The following is a 20,083-nucleotide window of genomic DNA, read 5'->3' as shown; positions in this document are numbered from 1 at the left end:
ACACTCATTTCGGAGGCATCCATGTATTGCAGTCGATCTATCACCATTCATCTGTTGAGGGGAGTTCTAGCGCTCCTTCTCATCGGCGCGGGCATGTATTTCCTGATTTTTTCCGCCTCGGCAGTGAAGCTGTTTTCCATGGTTTGCTTTGTCACCGCCCTCTTCCTGCTCAAGGGGTGTCCCATGTGCTGGCTCGCAGGTCTTGTGGAGAAGATCGCCGCCCAGAAGGCGAAGCCGTTGGCATCGTCGTAGAAGCGTCGCGTCGCCAGGAGGCGCCTCAACGCGCATCCTGGCGACGCCATCACTCCAACTGGCCGGGAGTTACCGCACTCCCTGCGTCCCATCCCCCGCCTACCGCACGCACTAGTTCGACGCTAGCGACGAGTGCCCGCATGCGGTTTTGCAGGCTGGCTCGTTCGATGGTCAGCATCGTGCGCTCCGACTCCAGCACATCCAGGTAGTTGGTCAAGCCACTCTTCTGACGGGCCTTGGCGACTGCAATTGCTCGTCTGGCAGCATCGAGCGCTTGCTGTCGTCCCGTCACAGCGGTTTCATTCGTCGCGATTTCAGTCAGCGCATCGTCGACTTCTTTCAGCGCCAGCAACAGCTTGCTCTTGTGCGATGCCACAGCCTCTTGGTAGCGCGCATCCGCCGCCGCGAGGTTTGCCTTGTTCCTGCCGCCGTCAAAAATCGGCAAGGAGATGGCCACGGGGCCGAACGACAACTGTTGACCGCTGAGCAGCGAACCAAGATCCCTGGACGCGAATCCAAAATCTCCCGTCAGTTTGATCGTCGGGTAAAACGCCGTTTCAGCGATGTTTCGATCGGCAATCGCCGCCCGGATGTCCTGCGCACTCGCTGCCAGATCAGGACGTCGCGAAAGGATCGTCGCGGGCGCGCCAGGAGCCATACGCGGCGGCGGTGGCGGAAGCCAGTCGGCGGTGGCCTCGTCGTGATGAATCGCCGGCACGGAAAACTCCGCCACCGGCCGCGCGGTCAGAGTAGCGAGGCTGTGCTCGTTCAACTCGCGCCGCTTGCGCGCTTCTTCCATGTCGGCCGTGGAGTTCGCCAGTTCAGCGCGGGCCCGGGCCAAGTCGAGTTCTCCCTCCAATCCACCGCGATAGCGCGTTGTCAGCAGGCCAACAGTTTCGGCATGTGAGCGCTGAACAGCTTGCAGGAATGCCAGATCCGCTTCCGCCGAGCGCATCTGCCAATAAAACTGAACCACTTCGGAACAGAGAATCAACATGTACGAATCGATGTCGATCTTCGCCAACTCGACCCGGGTATTGGCTGTCTTCACGGCATTGGCCACGCGTCCCCACAGGTCCGGTTCCCAGGAGGCTCTGGTTTCGATCGAATACTGGCTGCCTTTGATCGATTGCTGCCCAAGCGCTAGGCCGAACGGGGTATTAGGCGAAGTGCGAGAGTAGCCAATGCCGGCGTCGGCATCAAGACGCGGTAGTGATGTGGACGAGACGGCATTGACCTGTTCGCGGGCAGCACGCAATCGGGCATAAACGACACCCAGATTGGGATTGTCCCGCAAGCTCGTTTTCACGAGCTGGTTGAGGACTGGGTCGTGATAGTTTTCCCACCACTTGCCCTGAATACGCTCGCCGTTGAAGTCACCCTTGAACTGCTGCGGCGCGTTGACAGGTCCTTCGATGGGAGTCAGCGGACCCGTGGAACAACCCGCTTGCGACAACGCGAGCGTCAACAAAAGAAGCTGGTACTTGTTCTTGCGGATGCTCATTTTCCCGTTCCAGAAACCACTCTATCTGCCAGCCAGATGACCACGGCCGACGCACTCAACACGACACCCAGGACGAAGAAACAGTCGTTATAGGCCATGACGTACGCCTCCCGGCGCACAACATGCGAAATCGCCGCGAAAGCCTGATTGGTCGCACTGGACGAGTCCGCAACACTTTGCAGAAAGCTGGACGACAAACGCCCGATTCGCTCAAGCACACTGTTCGAAAAAAAAAGAAACCGATTCACCAAGGCGCATCGAATGGTATTTCTCCCGCGTAGTGAGTAATGTCGCGAGAATTGCGGTCCCGACGGCGCCACCCAGTATTCGCGACATATTAAACAGGCTGGACGCCGAGGACATGTTGGTCAGTTCCATCCGGGCCGTGGCGAAATTGGACAAGGTCAACACGATCATCGGCTGACCCAGACCTCTGAACAGTTGCGAGGCCACTAATTGGTCGCGCATGGTGTCCGCCGTCATGTTGGTGTTCATAAACGACGATACGGCGAACAGAATCAGACCCAGCGCGCAAATTAGACGGTTGTCGTAGACTTTTGCGAACCTGGCCACGACAGGCATCAGAAATATTTGTGGCAGCCCCATCCACATGATGACCAGGCCTATCTGGAAGGAGTTGTAGCCCGCGATCTGCGAGAGAAACAACGGCAGCAGAAATGTCGACCCGTACAGCGCCATGCCGCTCGTGGCGCCGACGATGGACGACACGCCGAAATTCCGGCGCGCGTAGAGTCGCAGGTTCACGTAAGGGCTCGTGCGCGAGAACATCCTGTATATCCAGATGCTCAGGTTCACCAGCGCCAGCCCGAAGAAGACCTGAACGAAGCGCGAGTCGAACCAGTCGCGCGTGTTGCCTTCTTCGAGGAAGACGATCAGCGAGACTAGCCCCACCGTCATTGTCGCGATGGACAGCCAGTCGGCTTGCCGGAGCGCACCGGCCTTGCCCGCATCGTGGTCGAGCCCGTGGGCAAGGCCAATCAGCAACAGGATGCCCGGCCCCCAGTTGATGAAAAAGATCGACGGCCAGCCATACATACTCGTGAGCACGCCGCCGATGGTCGGACCGAAGGCCGGCGCCAAGGTGGTGGAAAGCATCAGCCACGCAAGTCCTGTCGGGCGGCTGGCCGGCGGAAGGCGCGTCAACAGCAGCGTCATGGCCATCGGAATCAGCGCGCCGCCCGCCAGGCCCTGCAGCATGCGAAAGACGATCATGCTTTCCAGATTCCACGCATAGCCACACAAGGTGGAAAACACGAGGAAAAAAAATCCGCTGGCCAGCATATACATACGGAGACCAAGAACGGTCATGAAAAAGGCCGTCACCGGAATGACCGTCACCTCGGCCGCCAGATAGGCGGTGGACATCCACGAGCCTTCGTCCTGTGTGGCGGACAGCGAGCCGAAGATGTCCTTGAGCGATGCATTGGTGATCTGGATGTCCAGAATGGACATGAATACGCCGAGAATCGCGGCGGAGACCGCCACCCACGTCCGACGCAACGCCGCATCGTCGGTAAGCGGGTCTGGTGATGACGGCTTGCCGGGGCCGCTTTGGAACATATCGGTGCCGACGGTCTTCATGAGCGCCCTTGATGGCTGGCTGCTTCGGCAGGATGCGCGGGGCGACCCTGCCGAAGATCAATCTCCACGACTGCGGACATGCCCGGCGCAAGACGCGACTTGTAGGCATCGACGGAGGCCGGCTCCAGCGCAATTCGCACGGGAACGCGCTGAACGATCTTGGTGAAGTTACCGGTTGCGTTGTCCGGCGGCAGCAGCGCGAACTGATTGCCGGACGCGGGCGAGAAGCTCTCGATATGCCCAACGAAATCGTGCGCCGGAAAGGCATCCACGTGAACGGTCGCAGTCTGCCCCGGCACTAGTTGGCCAAGCTGGGTTTCCTTGAAATTTGCATTGACCCACACATGGTCCTGCACGATGGCAAGCACCTGCTGACCTAGCGCGATCCGGGATCCGACCTCCACGTTCTTCCTGCCTACGACGCCGCTGACTGGCGCGTGGATGTCGTTATAGCTCAGTTGAAGTTGCGCGTCCTGAAGTTGAACGAGCAGCCCACTTTTCTTGGCGAGCAGGATGTCTCTCGACGCGACGGCCGAAGCCATGTTGGCCTGCGCCGCGGATTGCCGTTCCTTCTTTTCGAGCAACTCGGCGGCAGCCACGTCGGCGGCGGCCACCGCATTATCCAGCTCTTGCCTTGACACCGCCCGCATTTCCTCGGTGAACACGGTCTTGTAGCGCGCCGCATCGGTGCGCGCCCGGCGTGCTTGTGCCTCGGCGCGCTCGACCTCTGCCCTGGCCGATTCGACCTCGGCGGTCGATTTCCGGATCTGCGCTTCCACCTGCTTGCTCTGCGCATCGATTTCCACGAACAGGGCCTGGACCTCGCGGACCTTGATTTCCTGATCGGATTTGTCGAGTTGGATCATCAGGTCCCCGGCGCTCACTCGTTGATTTTCTTTAATGAGAACCCTGCTCACCGTGCCGGCGATACGCGGTGAAACGAAAGTGATGTTGCCGTCGAGAAAAGCGTTGTCCGTTTCCTCGAAATAGTGGCTTCGCCATGCCATGCGCGCCGCAACCATCAAAGCCGCAACGACGACCGCGCCGATGATCAACCGGTTCTTCCGGCGGCCATCGCGCCGCTGGGCCGAAACTGCGGAAGCAGCAGCGTCGTTCGGATTGGGCACGGATAACCGTGCCGCCGTATCTTGATTCTCAGGCATCTCCACCTTTTGCGTGATCTGTATGAATTAGGACAGTGATGAAGCATCAACCGTGTCTTACGGCAGACGTGCGCCGCACGATCTCGGACACCACGTGCGCCGCGTCGTCGCCCACGCCGCCCAGAAGGCCGGACTTCTGCTTGTACAACCACGGCAGTCCGACGAAGTAGAGGCCTGGCTGTGCGGTGACGCCGCGCTTCTGGACGGGATATCCGTCCTCGTCAAACACCGGGAAGTCCACCAAACTGAAGTCGAACCGGTAACCTGTTGCCCAGATGACGGTTTCGATGCCCTCTCGCGTGGCGTCGAGCGAAGAAAGTTGCTCGCACTCGAAACCATCCTTCCACTGCGTCAAGCGTTGCGATTCGCAGTCGAGTCGATGCTCTGCGATGTACTGATCGATTTGCTCGAGAAGCGATTTCTCGAACTCGTCGGCCAGTTTCAGATTCCGGTGCAGGTCCGGCGCAAGATAAATTGTGCTATTGCGCACGTCCATCAGCCGGCCCAGTAGCGTGATGCCGTCGCGGTGGAAGCGGTGCAGATTGATATCGCGGCCATCCGATCGGCCGACAATGTGCGGGTTGGCCGCGAACTTGATTCCCGGCGACATCAACTGGTCCACTGTTTTATCCGCAAGGCCAAGCAGTTCCAGCCACTCCGAACTATCCTTGCCGCGATACCGCCGCGGCGCCCGGCCCGACTCGCCGACGCACAGGAATACCTTCCGGTTGCTGCGATTGATTTCGTCGGCAATTTGGGCGCCAGATTGGGAACTTCCGACCACGAGCACGGCCCCTCGTCCCAGCTGCTCAGGGTTCTTGTAGTCGCTGGAATGCAGTTGACGGACGTGGCTGGAAAAGCCCCGTTCAAACGAAGGAATGCGAGATGTCTGAAACAGGCCCGTGGCCATGACCACCTGCTTCGCCCGCATTTTGCCGGCATTGGTCTCCACCTCGAAGTCGTCGTCCACGCCCGCGGTCACTGACAGCACCCGGGTGTTGTAAAGCACGGGCAATTGATACTTCGCGACGTAAGCCTTGAAACGAGCCGCCACTTCGGCCTTGGTCATGAACCCGTGGGGATCGGTCCCGCCGTACTCCGCGCCAGGAATCCGGAAAGTCCAGTTGGGTGTTACGAGGGTAAAGGAGTCCCAAAGACGGTCCGTCCATTTGTGGGCCGGGCGGCCTTCGCTCTCGATGACAAGATGCTCGATGCCGTGCGAACGAAGGTGATAGCTCGTGACCAGACCAGCTTGTCCGGCGCCGATGACGAGCGTGTCCACGGTCTTGATGAAAGATGATCGATGATTCATGCGAGGTTTTTGCTACCAAGAGTCATATCCGTGATTCGGCGAAGACACTCGCCGCGGACAATCGAAAAATGGGTTTCGTCGAGATCGATCGTCTCTCCTGGCGCGGCCGCATTGCCAACTGACGCCGGGAAAGGCACGAGGAAGGGGAAGTCGAAGAGTCGCGTCGCGCGAAACTGCACCGGTGCGATACAGGTTGCTTGCGGCCGGTGACGAATCAGCGCGTTGAAGTTCGCCCGATGCTCGGCCAGAAGGCTGTCGAAATCGGCCGCCGACAAGCGCACACCGCCCGCCTCGTCGAGCATCGACCTGACTGCCTGCAACCTCCGGGCCTCAGGCAACGACAGCAGCGATTCCAGGTCTTTCGGACTGTCCTGCGTCTGTAGCAGATCGCGAGCGAAATTCTCCAAGAGTCGATGCCCTTCCAGCACCGTACGATCGAGAGCTGGATTCCCGACCCAACTGTCGATCATGATCAGGTTCGCGACCGTCGCGCCGGCGTTCTCCAGCAAACGTGCCATTTCTTGCGCTATGGCGCCGCCCATGGACCATCCCCACAGCGAGATTCGGGCATTGGAAGAAATGTGGCTAGCCAATTCCTCGGAATAACTGGCGGCCATACCCGTCACCGTCCTTGCGACGCCGTCGCCGCGCGACTGGATGCCGATCACAGTCATGTCCGCGGGAACGTAGTCCAGCAGTTCCCGGTAGCACAAGATGTTGCCGCCTACTGGATGAACAGCGACCAGCACATCCCGCGAATCAGACTCGGGAGCCGCGTCCCGAATGCACACCACCGCTTTTCGTGGAAGATTTGAACCGGCACTCCGGGCATGATCTTGCGGGGCGCTTTCGCGGATTAATCCGGCTTGGGCCGCGATCGTGCCGTGACGCAGCAGCGAGGCCAGCGACAAGCTTTGCCCGAACTCGACCGCGATAGCGTTGAGCAGGCGCACCGCTAGCAGCGAACTGCCGCCCAGCGCGAAGAAGTCGTCGTGAACGCCGGGACTTTCGATTCCCAGCAAGCCTTCCCAAAGGCTCGACAAGGCACGCTCGGTGTCGTTGCGAGGCAAGATTTTTTCCGTACTTGTTATCTGTATCACGGCTGCTTTTTGACCCAATGCGGCGCGGTCGATCTTTCCGTTGGCCGTCACGGGCATATGATCGATTTCAACGAGCAAACTGGGCACCATGTACTGGGGCAGCAAATCGCTCAAGTGCTGTCGTATCGATGTCTCGATTGCTACAGCGCGCTCTGAAACAGCGCGATCGCGAACGTAGAATGCCAGCAGTTGCAGCCCGTGCTGTTCACCGACAGTCTTGACTAGCGACGCGGCGCTACGCACGCCGGGGCATCGTTCGAGCACAGCGTCGATCTCGCCCAATTCCATGCGATGCCCATGAATCTTGACTTGGGTGTCGTTGCGCCCGAGAAACTCCAGACAGCCGTCCGAACGGTAGCGGCCGAGGTCCGACGTCTTGTAGAGACGTTCACCGGTCTGAGGTTGCGTGATGAAGCTCTGACTAGTCCGTTCCGGGTCCCGGTAGTAGCCCTGCGCCAAACCGATGCCGCCGATATACAGCTCGCCGACGGCGTACGCGGGCCGGGCCTGCAAGGCGTCGTCGAGCACGTGGAAACTTTGGTTCGAAAGCGGCCATCCGTATGGAATGCTCCGCCACGCCGGGTTCACCGTATCGATGATGAAATAGTTCGACCAGATCGAGGCTTCGGTGGCTCCGCCCATGCTGACGAACGTCGCGTTCGGCGCGACGGCGGCCATGCGCCCCGGCAGGGATACCGGAATCCAATCGCCGCTCAGCATGATCAGCCGCAAACTCGCAAAGACCGCCGCCGCCTGACCTGCCGATACTTCGAGCAGCATTTCCAATAGCGCGGGCACGCTGTTCCAGACGGTGACGCCATGCTCCTGAAGACATTTGGCCCAGTCGGCGGGAGACGGGCCGTCGCCGTAAGGCGGCAGCACCAGCGTTGCGCCCCGGCCCAGAGTGGCGAAGATATCGTAGACAGAGAGATCGAAATTGAAGGCCGAGAGACCTATGACGCGATCGTGCGTGTCTAGGCCAAACCGCGCGATGACGTCCTGGAGCGTGTTGACAGCCCCGCGATGATCAATGGCAACGCCCTTCGGCTGGCCCGTCGATCCGGAGGTGAATATCACATAGGCCAGATCGTGCGGATGCTGAACGTTGGCCAGTGTGACGGCCTCGGTGGGCGCTTCGTCCGGCAGCACGTCCTCGAGCGCCAGCACTATCACGTCTGCCGGGACGCTCAGACTAGCAACGCACTCCCGCTCGCCTAAAACGACCTTGACGCCCGGCTGCTGGATCAACCACTGCTTTCGTGCCTGGGGAAGGTCATGGGCGACAGGAAGGTACGCGCCGCCAGACTGCACCGTGGCAATGACCGCGGCCACCTGACGCCAGCTCCGCCGTGCCACGATGGCAACGAGGTCATTGGCGCATACGCCCAGGCGCCGCAATGTCGCCGCCAAATGCGTGGTTCTGTGAAACAACTCGCGGTAGCTGATCTCGACGCGGGACGCGATCAGCGCGGTTTGCTTGGGATGAGCGCCACACGCCGCGTGGAAGAAGTCATGCAACAGTCCCTGAGGCAGCACCCGTGCGGTCTGATTCGCGAGGCGGCGGGCGGCAAGCGCGGTCTCGGGCAGACTCGGAACGAGCGAAGAAGAGTCCTCCAGCGCCAGAAGTTGACGCAGGGCGTTGCCGTACGTCTCGAACATTTCCTCGATCACGCCGACCATGAACACGCCGTCGACGTAATCCCAGTTCAGAATCAGACGGCCTTCATCCATGTAGACCTGATGGTCCAGCCATACCTGAGGCGTGTTCATGCCGCCGCCGTCGGTGCGCCAGCCCAGTTCGGCCGGTGCGGCCATCGAGCCATTCTCGAGTCCCAAGGTGCTGGCAAACACCACCGGCATGGCCGGCAGCACGGACGCCGGACGGCTCATCATCCGGATCACGTCCACGCCGGACACCTTGCGGTATTCGATCTCGCGAAAGAGTTGCCTTTGCAAGGCGCGCGCGCGCCCTTGAAAATCGCCTTCGACTACGGGCACTTCCAACAGCAGGGTGTTGCTGAAATTGCCAATGGTGCGATCGAAGCGCGCATCGTCTGCGGGCCGATTGGAAATCAGCAGATTTAACGTGAAGGCCGGATGACGCGACCACATGCGCAGGACATCCGCGAACAGCGTGCATAGCAGAGCGTTAAGCGTGACGCCGAGCTTTCTTGCCTGCAAGCCGAGTTGCTGAACATCGGCCGGTTCAAGGCAGATCTGGAGGCGACGGAAGACCGACTTCCCAGGAATTTCATCCAGATCCCGAATGGGCAGATCCGGTGCGGAAGGCAGTGTCTTGAGCTTGTCGTTCCAGTAATCGAGGGACAGCTGATACTCCGGCTCGGACCTTTCCACAGACAGCCGTTCGGCATACTCGCGAAACGCGGCCGTCGGCGCGTTTATCGCCCTTCCGCTATACGCGTGCGTCAGGTCGTTGAAAAACAACGCGAGCGAGTAACCATCCAGGATCAGCAGACGAAACAGGAAATGAACACGATAGCCGTCGTGAACACGATCGACGAAGCAGGCGAACTGGCAGCCGCTGTCCATGCCGGGCAGATGCTCGCTCGCCGCGTCCTTCCGGCTACCCGCGAGGCTCTCTTGGAATGCCACTTCCTGATGCCGCAAGTCACGAATGCGCACCTCGTAGCGTTCGGGCATAGCGGCGATGGACTGCGTGCTGTCCGCATGAACGCGGGTTCGCAGCGCCGGGTGGTTGACCATGAGGACGAGCAGTGCCTGCTCTAGCCGCTGCACATCGAGTTCCGTCGTCCGGAAGCCGCGATACAGGCTGGCAGCGGTGTTCAGTCGATAGCCGTTTTTTTCGCCGATCCAGTAAGCCTGCTGCATCGGAGTCAACGGGTAGGCCCCGCGGACGCTGTCGTTCAGGACAGGCAAGGTCGCAATTCTTCCGCTCATGAGATCTCCTGTGCGGCGTCGATATCCTGCAAGCGCGCCTGACTGGTCTCGCTCGCATCGAGGAAGCGCGACAGCGCATCCAGGCTCGGGTAGTGCTCGAAGAGCTGGGGCACCGTCAGCTTCATGCCACGCTGCCGACTGACGACGCGCGTGAATTCCATCAGCACGATGGAATCGACGCCAAGCTCCATGTAGGTGGCGTGAGGTTCGATGCTCGCCGCATCGACGTGGATGAGATTTGCTAGCAGACTCTTCAGCGAGTCCATGGTGCTTAAGCCTGGTTCGGTCCGTGCGTCCGAACTAGGCGCTTTCTTAGCCACCGCGGCCGGCGGATGAATGGCGGGCGCGCCATACGCGGCCGCCGGAGGCAACGCAGCGTTGGTTTCCGAAGCGAAGGCCAGCAGCACGTTCTGCGGCCACGCCGTGGACGGAACGCCCGTGCCCGGAATGGCGCTGAAGTGCTCGAAACCGGCCTTCAGCACACACTCCCGCCATTGATCGATCGCCATGAACGGCAGGTTGCTGACCTTGCGGTGGTCCTGATAGTGGCCAAAGCTCTCGATGTGCGCGAGCGTCAGCATCTGAATTGGCGTATTGACCGTGCCCTCTATGAGCATGGTTACGCCGCCCGGCGCGAGAAGCCGGCGCAGGTCCAGCAGCGTCCGGTCGATGTATTTCGCGGCGTGCACAGCGTTCGCGGCCAGAATCAGGTCGAAAGAAGCCGCTTGATAGCCTTGTTCGGCGAAGCCCTTGTCGAGATCGAAGAGGCCATACTCAATGAACGGCACAGCGGCGAAGTGCGCCCGGGCGCGGTCTGTGAAGAAGTGCGAGACATCCGTGAAGCGATAGACGACGCCTGACTGCGGCAGCGCCTTCAGCAGCGCCGCCGTCGTGCCGCCGGTCCCCGCGCCCAGTTCCAGGATGCGCATGGGAGTCCGGCGCGAAGCGGTGTGCCGGGCCACGAGCGCCCCTAGCACTTCCGCCGCGATACGGTTCTGCATTCTGGATACAGGATTGAGTTGATAAAGCGAGTCGGCGACACTGGTTTGGCCGTCAGGGAACAACAAGTCGAGCGGATTCGTCAGGCCCTTGAGCAGCCCGACCTGACTGAAGGCGCACGCCCTTACATAGTCCACGAACGGTCGAACGTCGTCGTCCGCCTGGATCGTGGCGAACAGCGTGGCGACCTGGCTGCGCAGCTTCACCGCATCGAACGCAACGAGGTTGCGAAAGAGGCCGTCACTTCCGGCCGCCTTGACGAAGCCGGTCTGCTCGAGCGTCATTAGCCATTGTCCGAGCGGCGCAAGCCGATTGGCTTTGAGTCCGAACCGTTTGCAGATAGATTGCGCGGACGCCGTTTCTCCAGGCTGGCGGAACTGCCCCAGTTCGGCCAGTGAGGCAGCCATGACCAGCGGGCAGGCCTCTTCTAGACGTTGCCAAATGTCCTCAAAGCGCGCCAACGCCGGGCGCTCGGCAGCGCGGAAGCCGTCCAAGGCCTGTTCGCCGCGGCGGACAACGGCATCCCAAGCCGGCAGTCCGACGAATGGAATCGATGGATCTGGTCGTGTCGGCAATTGCGTCGTTGCGGCGGGAACATCGGGCGAAGCCAGCTCCGGAGAACGCGACTGGAACCAGTGCTGTACTTTCTCGAACTCGTACACCGGCAAGGACAGAATCTTGCGTGACGATGCGTCGAAGAACGGCCGCCAATCGATGTCCGCGCCCGCGCCCATCGCGTCCAGCAGGCTTTCGATCACATTCTCGTGGTCGCGGTCGTCTTGCCTCAACAGCGGCAGCCAGCGAGGGCCAGCATCTCCCAGGCACGCCTTGCCAAGGGCGCACAGAACCGGCCGGGAGCCAATTTCGATTGCCAGGTCGATACCAGCGCGTGCCAGCGTTTGCAGCGAATCAGCAAAGCGCACGGGTTCACGCAACTGACGCGCAAAGTAGTGGCCGTTAAGCTTCTTTCCCGGACTCCAAAGGCTACCCGTCACGGTGGAAACGAAGCCAATCTCGGGCGCGTGCAGTTCCAGCGCCTCGGCGGCGCTCATCAGCGCGGGCAGAGCCGGCTCCAAAAGAGCCGAATGGTAAGGACGCTCGACCTGCAACTTGCGCGAGTCTATCCCGCGCTGCTCCTTGAGGCGAGCGCAGAACTGCGACACGGCATCGGTGGTCCCGGACACCACGCAATGTTGCGGGCCATTGACCGCGGCCAGTTCAACCTGACCATTTGCGAGCAGTATTGCGCGCCGGACTGTATCTTCATCGGAGAAGACCGTTGCCATGCTGCCCGAAGCGACCCGGTTCTCGCACAGGTCGCCGCGTACGAGGACCAACCGGAGCGCGTCTTCCAGGGTCATGGCCCCGCAGGTCACTAGCGCCGCATACTCGCCGAGGCTGTGACCCAACGCGAGATCGGCACGGATGCCGAACGACAGCACGACCTGGCTGATGGCGTATTGCAAGCCGAAATGGACCGGTTGCGACAAGGCGGGCCGGCTCGTGAGCGGGCCGGTAGCGTCCTCGTAGAGCCACGCGTCGAGCGTCATGCCGAGCACCGGCTGCAATACCTCGTTGCAACGCTTCAAGGCATCCTGAAAGACGGGCATCCGACGAAACTCACGCGCAGCGTTCTTCAGCGGCATGCCTTGTCCTGTGTAGACGAAAGCGATCTTCGGCGCGGCACGCCTGGATACGTATTCATCGCTACCCCGGACCAGAGCCTGCAACTTCGGCGCGAGCGCCGCCGGACCGTCGGCCGTGACTGCGAAACGGACATCTTGCGGCGTTCGGCGGCAACTGCTGGTGTAGGTGAAGTCGGGCCAATCCTGCGCGGGCAAGGTCGAAAGCATCTCGACATAACTGACAGCCAGGCGATCTAGCGCCGCCCTGTCGCGAGCGCTCATGACGAAGGGCAGAACGTTTGAAGAGGGGACCGACGCCGGCTGTGCCCCGGCTGCATCGCTCGCGTCCCCAACCACCACGCAGGCGTTTGCACCGGAAAAGCCGAAGGCGCTCACCGATGCGTAGCGCCTAGCCTCGGTCGACGAAGGCCAATCGACGCGAGTGCGGGAAATCCGTAGGCGCGCGCCAAGATCGAGCAGCGGGTTGAGCCGCGACAGATTGCGCTGCATCGGAATGGATCCGTGATGCAGCATCAGCAACGCCTTGATGAGTCCGGCCATGCCGGCGGCGGCTTCGAGATGACCGACGTTTGCCTTGGCCGACCCCAGATAGCATGGCTTTGCTTCCGGGTGGGCGCCCTGCGCCAGAACGCGTGACAAGGCCCGGCATTCGATGGAATCGCCTAGCGCCGTGCCAGTGCCGTGCGCTTCGACATACTGAAGATCGGACGGGTCGACTTTCGCATCCGCAAGCGCGCGCAACACGAGCGCTTCCTGCGCACTGCCGTTGGGTGCGGTCAGGCCGTTGCTGCGTCCGTCCTGATTGATCGACGTACCAAGGATGGCACCATAGATACGGTCACCGTCGGCCAGCGCGTCCTCGTATCGTTTGACGACCAGCACGCCGCAACCTTCGCTGCGCACGTAGCCGTCGGCCGCTGCGTCGAAGGTCTTGCACTGACCGTCGGGCGCGAGCATACCGGCCTTGGTCAGTCCAATATCCCAGTCCTTGGCAAGCAGAACGTTCACCGCACCAACGAGAGCCGTACGGCATTCGCGCTCGCGCAAGCTGCGGCAAGCGAGATGCACCGCCGTCAGTGCCGATGAACAAGCCGTATCGACGACGAACGACGGGCCGCGCAGATCCAGATGATAGGCAATCCGGTTCGCAATGACCGCCAGCACCGATCCCTGATTGCTGTAAGCGTCCAGTTCACTGTGCGCCAACTGAAGCGATCCGTAGTCGAATGCGGAAGCGCCAAAAAACACACCGGTGTCCGTTCCGGCTAGCGTGGACGGAATGATGCCGGCATCTTCGAGCGCATTCCAGGCCACTTGCATCGCCATGCGCTGCTGAGGGTCGATACACGCCGCTTCGCGATTGGTGATCGTAAAGAATGCGTTGTCGAATTGCCCCACGTCGTCGACGAAACCGCCATGACGCGTCGCGCCATCCACTTCGCGGCGCGTGCCGACACCGCTTCGTCCTTCCGACAGCAATTCCCAGTAGGCCGCCAGATGACTCGCGCCCGGAAACCGGCATGCCATGCCGACCACGACGAGAGTGTCGGCATCGGGCGATGCCGTGGCCACGCGCGGCTGCCCGGACGCGGGCGCGGGCGTCCGCACCAGGCTGCCCAGATGCGCCGCCAGCCGCTGGACATCCGGATGGTCGTAGAACATTGCGGGAGACACGGCGATCTTGAACTGGACCGCCAGTTCTTCCGCGATGCGCGTCGAATCGAGCGACCCCAGTCCGTACTCTGAGAACGGGCGATCCACACGGATGCTTTCTGGCGAAAGCCGCGAAATATCCGCGATACGCCGGATCAGAAAGTGTTCCATTTTCTCCGAGTTGGCCTGGGCTGGCGCGGCGGTCCCGACGGCAGGCACATCCGCGTTACGTTCGCGACTCCACGTTGCGACGAGCCGCAGACTACCGTCGAGAAAAGCCTGCCTGGACTGGCGGCGCTGAATCTTGCCGCTCGAGGTCTTGGCCGTGGTGCCTGGCTGTATCAGGGCGATGGATTCCACCGGGAGATCGAACGCCGCCCCCACCGCGCGCCGGATCGCATCGAACATCTCCTCATAAGGGCCGTTGCGATGTCCGCGCGTGAGTTCCTGGACCACGACCACGCGCTCCTCGCCCTCTTTTAGCACCGAAAAAACAGCGCAGGAGCCATGCACGAAACCAGGATGGGCGCGCTCGAGGAGGCTTTCAGCATCCTGCGGATAATAGTTTGCCCCCCGCACGATGATGAGATCCTTGATGCGCCCGGTCGTAAAGACTTCGCCCTCGTGAATGAAACCGAGGTCACCCGTGCGCAGAAAAACCTTGCCGGGAACGCTGGGCAGGGTGGCGCCGAACGTCGCCGCCGATTCGTCGGGCCGCATCCAGTAGCCGCTCGCCACGTTGTCGCCGGATACCCAGATTTCCCCGGCCTCGTCCGGCGCGCATTCGGTCAAGCCTGCGGGATCGACGATCTTCACGATGGTGTCCGATAGCGGCTGACCGCAGGCCACCAGGGACGCAACCGTCTCGTCCGGTCCCGCCAACCGGACCTTGTTGCGCTGCAGTTCCTTGTCGGACAAGCGCAGAATGCGACATGGCGAATCCCAGTTCTGGCCTGTGACGATGCATGTCGCTTCGGCCAGACCGTAGGCCGCCGTCATGGCGAGAGGATCGAAGCCGAACGGCCGGAACTTTCGGGTGAATCGCTCCACGGTTTCCGCGCGGATCGGCTCTGCGGCGTTGAGCGCCATGCGCCAGGAAGACAGATCGAGACCTTCGCATTCCTGCTCTGTCATGCGCTCACAGCAATGCCCGTAGATGAAGTTGGGCCCCATGCTGTGCGTGCCTTTGAAATCCGAAATCGCGCGCAGCCAGCGCGATGGCTTCTGCGCGACCGCAACGCCCGGCAACAGATAGGCCGAGATGCATCGATACATCGGGAACAGAATGCCGTACAGCAAGCCGAGATCATGGCAATGCGGCACCCAGCAGACGAGCTTGCTGTCGTCGTCATGCCCCAGTCCCTGATCCCATTGCTGCAAATTACTGAGGATGTTTCGGTGCGACAGCATGACTCCCTTGGGCATGCCCGTGGAGCCAGACGTGTATTGCAGCAATGCGATTGCTTCGGGAGACGGCATGTCGAAGCTTAAGTCGGACAACGAATCCCATTCGTCGAATCGATCGACTTCCAGCCACGTCAGGTTTCCATATTCGGGATACCGTCCCACGAAGAGCGCCGAATTGCCGATACTCTTGCTGACACCCAGCACTAGCGATGGCTGGCAATCCTCCATGATCGCGAGCATTCGCCGAACCTTGTTGGAGTCGCCCGTGAGCGGCACCGGTGCAACCGGCACCGCTATAACATTCGCCATGAGACACGCCAGAAACGCTTCCACGAACTCCAGGCCAACTGGGAACACCATGATGGCGCGCTTACCCGAGAAGCCCTTCTGCTTCATCCACCCTGCCAACGCTCTGGCACGCTGGAGTAGTTCGACGTGAGTCAATGTGCGTTCGACGGTTTCCCCGTCCCGTAGACTGGTGTAAGAGGCTGCTACTCCACGGTTTGTATTGCGGACGAAGACTTCGAATAACGAGCCGGAATTCATCTCTTCTTGTTCCTCTTTGACTGATTCTAGTTGCGCACGTCGATTTATTTGGGATGCTCGCGTGCTCAGCGACGATCTGTTCGGATAAATGGACTGGTGCGCGCTCAAAAAATCGACCTTCCATGCGCGTTTTGTTTAGCGTCTGAAATCCATCGCGTCACTTGCGAGGACTACAGTTCTTACACTGTTGTCGGCGAGTCGCGCCTGCTCTCGAATCACGTTTATTTAAATTCGACGGCTTAATTCTTATTCGGCACGGACAGGGTTTTAATAGGGGGAAGCGATAGATGTTGATTAGGACATTTCTAGTTGTGATTTTCGAGCACTGCTGAATATGTCTGATTATCCGAAGAAAAAGTAAGCTAAGACTGCTAAAGCAACGGTGTCGATTGCTGGCGCGTGTCGCGTACTTGGCGGTGCGGCCTAAAGGCGCCGGACATGGATATCTCGGAAATAATCTCTTTCGTCGTTGGAAAACCAATCGCGCTAAACTTTACCTGCTCCGTTACAAGCGGAAAGATCAATGATTGGCAGCCTATCACGTGAGGTGAAGTATTGAAGCTGTAATTTCACGTCCTTTGCACTCGATCAAAATACGGGAAAAGCTGAATTACGTAATTGCCATAGGGCATTTTCAAAAGATAGATTACTGCTAGAAATGAAAATAACTTGATCGCAGTTAATATCTCCTTGCAGTTCGATCGTCTGTTTCGCGCCGACTTTCACGCTTTCGTAAGCACCATCGGCACCGCCTGAAACGCGCCGATGATCACCTCTCCGCGTCGCGCCACCGAAACGGTTTCATCGATGCCCACCGCGTGCGTTGCAAGAGCACGGTCGCGGTCTCCCGGGCTTGGCGAGGATTGTGCGCTTGGCGTCAACGGTGATGGCTTTTTCTCGTTCACGGTATCGGTCCGGTTCGCGCCGATGGGAATCTTCTCGTTGTTGTTCCCCCGCTCGCTACGATCAATACCGATGGTGATCGTTTCGTCATGGCCAACCGACTCGGTCCGTTGTGCTTCACGACGGTGGTTTCGTCGTTCCGATAATCTTCGTGTCGTGCCCGTCCCAGTAAGTCTCGACTGCAATATCCCGATTGCGCTCCGCATCCAGAAGTACCTGCTCGCCGCCTTTCGTGTCGTCGAAGCGGAATTGATTTTCGGACCTTGCACAAAAGGTTTACGCGCCACGCGGCCCGGAGTGAAGGGCTGCTTCGCGTTGATGACGCAGAATCCACATTCGCAGCCATTCTGTTGTGCGCTGTCGAAGGTCGCAGTCTGACAAGTCGATCTCGTAGCGCGATGAGATTCTGCGTGTTTTTTAGGCGCTACGCGGATGGCGTCAAGCCCGACAACATACGGAGCGGCTCGCACCCGCTGGCGGGCAGCGTCGTCCATCCTGGCCATCCATCGAGTCTCCCTTCGCGGCCATGATCACGCAATGCGCCAACACCGAATCCGTTGCCAGTTACTTGGTAAGACTTAGAAGTAGCACCATTCAACAGCAAAACTATAAGGAGATGCCGTGTTTTTGCATGCAACATCCACCTATACTTAATAGCCGTTCGTCACCGATTAATTCAAAAATTGTCATCTTTCTCAAAGATTAATCGAAACTTCGAAACACAGTGACATCGAAGTGCCAGACTACCCGGTTACGCCAATTGAGCGCGTCCGCGTCAAACGATAAGAGTCATCGCATGATCGAAAACTACCAGGACCTTCCGCCGAAACTATATGCCGGTGACATCGACGAATGCTTCGAGTTTCTCGATGCACGCCGCGCGACCGACAGCAATAGCGCCGATTATTGGCATTGGCGCGCGGTAACGCATTTGCGCGCGCAGCAATTCGACAAGGCGCTCGACATTTGCTTTTACCTGACGCGCGAGTCGGATGTCTTCGGCTACCAGATTCACTGTCTCGCCGATGCCTGCTCCCACTTGGGACTGAAGGAAACGGCGCTCACCGCCATCGATTACTTCGGAAAGAAGCCGACGACGCCGGCCATCGGCGCGTTTTTGTGGCGCGTCTACGGCTGGCACTATCTCGGCGAGGATCAACGCGTGCTCGATTTGAGCGCGGATGGCGTCGACGAGCATTCAGTCTACGTGCTCGGTCATCACCAGGCACGCAGCCAGATGCGACTGCACGGCATCGAGCACGCGGTTGCGGCGATGCATCGATGGTGGTCGTCGCCAGAAGCGCGGCGCGTGCTCTTTCCACATTTAAATCTCGACGGATACTGGAGCGGCCAGCGTGAATTGCCCGCGCGTATTACCGTCAAGTCGATTGCATCCGGTTACGGGGATCTTATTCAATGGGTGCGCTATCTAGGCGCGCTGGAAGTCATGGGAGTGAAAGTCGAGTATGAAGACAGCCGGTTCAGGCTCGTCATACCCGAATCCGAACACGAGGCGCTTGCTGCCGCGATGCGCGCGGCCGGCTTCACACGCGCATCGACGGAAGGCGACATGTGGACCGATCCCTTCGCGCTCTTCACGTCCCTCTTCCCAGCGCTCGGCCATATGCCGTTAGGGCGCTATATCGAGCCCGCAGAGCCGGATGCGGCCGACGCCATTCTCGACACGATCTGGCATCGCGCGCGCGGCAGGCGCTGCGTAGGCATCTTCTGGTCGTCGTCCGAATCGCCGGACAATTTCGGTCATCGGAGCCTATGTTTGCCCGATCTCGACGCGCTGTTCGACCACTCCGGCGACATCTACTGGGTGATCATGCAGCGCGGCTTCGAGCGCAAGCGTTGGCTGGACGACCCGCGTTCACGCAATCTCAACCGTTTCACGACGCTCGAATCCAATACGACTTTCGCGCAATCCATCGCCCTGCTCGACCGGCTCGATGCGTTCGCCGGCAACGATGGCAGCCTGGCGCACATCGCGGGCGCGCTCGGCAAACGCAATCATTTGCTGCTCAATCAGGTCGCTGAATGGCGGTACGAACGCGATCCGACGGTAACGAAGTGGTATCCGGCCACGCGGCTCGTACGTGCGACCGAGTTGGGCGGATGGCGCGGCTTGGCGGATAACCTGGGGCGTCTGTTGAATGCGGATGCGCGCTGATTTGCGCATCAAGCGAAGCGCAGCGCCAACGTCTGCGGCACGGGACTGCGCCGGGTAAGCGCGCAAGCGGGCATTTCTTCGCTGGATCCGCGTACGTACGTTTCCAGCTGCTCGATCGCGAACTGCTGCTCATCGATCAACTGCCGCACCATGTCGCCGATGGAAACGATCCCCATCAGCCGGCCGCATTCGATTACTGGCAAATGACGGACATGGCGTGTGGTCATGAGCGCCATGCATTCGTCGGTGCTCGTGCGCAGGCTCACCGACAAGACGGGCGCGCTCATGATTTCGCACACGGTCGTATTGCGTGATGCCTTGTCCTGCAAGATGACTTTGCGCGCGTAGTCGCGCTCGGTGACGATCCCGCACACCGTGCCGTCCGCGCGCCCTCCCACCGTGACCACGACGGCACCAACGCCGGCCTTCGACATCAGCACGACCGCATCGAACACGCTCGCTTCGACGTCGATGGTATGCACCGTGTCATCGCTCTTGGCCTTGAGTACTTGCTTTACCGTTGCCATGCTTGATCTCCTTCGCGCAGCGCGCGGTTGGGTCGGATTGCCTGAAAAGTTGGAACGACGGGTTCAGCCGAAGTCGAACAGATCGCCGAGAAACGACTTCTTCCTGCGTGAATGTCCATATCTCGAGTGCGAGTCGCCATAGCGATGGTCGTCATAGCGCGGTCGCACGCGATGGTCGCGATCGTCGTCCTTGTCGCGCCACGCTTCGCGCCCTGCCGTTTGCTGCGGCGAGACCTGTTCGTCGCGCTGAATGAGCCGGTCGAGCTCGCCGCGATCGAGCCACACGCCGCGACAGGACGGGCAATAATCGATTTCAATGCTCTCGCGCGAGGTCATCAGGAGATCCGTCGCGGGACACACGGGGCATTTCATGT

Annotated in this window: 10 protein-coding genes and 1 pseudogene; 2 read left to right on the top strand and 9 right to left on the bottom strand. The window is 60.2% G+C overall.

Features of this window, described 5'->3' with window-relative positions; translation table 11 throughout:
* The first annotated feature begins 93 nt into the window (after window positions 1–93).
* Window positions 94–252 carry a hypothetical protein gene (locus P9250_RS25155; RefSeq protein ID WP_250464678.1) on the top strand — a complete coding sequence of 53 codons (159 nt, stop codon included), beginning with the start codon at window positions 94–96 and terminating at the stop codon, window positions 250–252.
* 49 nt (window positions 253–301) lie between these two features.
* Here the strand turns inward: P9250_RS25155 and P9250_RS25150 are convergent, their stop codons facing one another.
* The 7 genes and pseudogenes from P9250_RS25150 to P9250_RS32660 all read right to left on the bottom strand — a co-directional run.
* On the bottom strand, window positions 302–1,756 hold the full coding sequence (locus P9250_RS25150) for an efflux transporter outer membrane subunit (RefSeq protein ID WP_310395787.1): 1,455 nt from the start codon (window positions 1,754–1,756) through the stop codon (window positions 302–304).
* Window positions 1,757–1,966: 210 nt separating this feature from the next.
* Complete coding sequence (locus tag P9250_RS25145; protein WP_310395785.1) at window positions 1,967–3,358, bottom strand: MDR family MFS transporter; 1,392 nt, start codon at window positions 3,356–3,358, stop codon at window positions 1,967–1,969.
* On the bottom strand, window positions 3,355–4,521 hold the full coding sequence (locus P9250_RS25140) for an HlyD family secretion protein (RefSeq protein ID WP_310395783.1): 1,167 nt from the start codon (window positions 4,519–4,521) through the stop codon (window positions 3,355–3,357). The genes P9250_RS25145 and P9250_RS25140 overlap by 4 nt, the downstream gene beginning before the upstream one ends.
* A gap of 46 nt (window positions 4,522–4,567) precedes the next feature.
* Complete coding sequence (locus tag P9250_RS25135; protein WP_310395781.1) at window positions 4,568–5,833, bottom strand: NAD(P)/FAD-dependent oxidoreductase; 1,266 nt, start codon at window positions 5,831–5,833, stop codon at window positions 4,568–4,570.
* Complete coding sequence (locus P9250_RS25130) at window positions 5,830–9,852, bottom strand: amino acid adenylation domain-containing protein (RefSeq protein ID WP_310395778.1); 4,023 nt, start codon at window positions 9,850–9,852, stop codon at window positions 5,830–5,832. The genes P9250_RS25135 and P9250_RS25130 overlap by 4 nt, the downstream gene beginning before the upstream one ends.
* Window positions 9,849–16,103, bottom strand: a complete 6,255-nt coding sequence (locus P9250_RS25125; protein WP_310395776.1) for a polyketide synthase — start codon at window positions 16,101–16,103, stop codon at window positions 9,849–9,851. The genes P9250_RS25130 and P9250_RS25125 overlap by 4 nt, the downstream gene beginning before the upstream one ends.
* A 1,020-nt stretch (window positions 16,104–17,123) precedes the next feature.
* Window positions 17,124–17,225: pseudogene (locus tag P9250_RS32660) on the bottom strand (hypothetical protein); the annotation flags it as partial.
* Window positions 17,226–17,802: 577 nt separating this feature from the next.
* On the opposite strand from P9250_RS32660, the gene P9250_RS25115 reads away from it, so the two are divergent.
* On the top strand, window positions 17,803–19,182 hold the full coding sequence (locus P9250_RS25115; RefSeq protein WP_310395772.1) for a hypothetical protein: 1,380 nt from the start codon (window positions 17,803–17,805) through the stop codon (window positions 19,180–19,182).
* An 8-nt stretch (window positions 19,183–19,190) separates the two neighbouring features.
* On the opposite strand, the gene P9250_RS25110 is transcribed toward P9250_RS25115, so the two are convergent.
* Together P9250_RS25110 and P9250_RS25105 are read right to left on the bottom strand one after the other, a co-directional pair.
* Window positions 19,191–19,709: a CBS domain-containing protein gene (locus tag P9250_RS25110; RefSeq protein ID WP_310395770.1), complete on the bottom strand. Its 519-nt coding sequence runs from the start codon at window positions 19,707–19,709 to the stop codon at window positions 19,191–19,193.
* A 63-nt stretch (window positions 19,710–19,772) separates the two neighbouring features.
* Entirely contained in the window at window positions 19,773–20,081 is a 309-nt protein-coding gene (locus P9250_RS25105; RefSeq protein ID WP_310395769.1) for a zf-TFIIB domain-containing protein, read from the bottom strand.
* Window positions 20,082–20,083 lie beyond the last annotated feature (2 nt).

Source organism: Caballeronia sp. LP006 (assembly GCF_031450995.1).
Taxonomy (GTDB): domain Bacteria; phylum Pseudomonadota; class Gammaproteobacteria; order Burkholderiales; family Burkholderiaceae; genus Caballeronia.
This window is presented reverse-complemented; position numbering and strand designations above follow the sequence as displayed.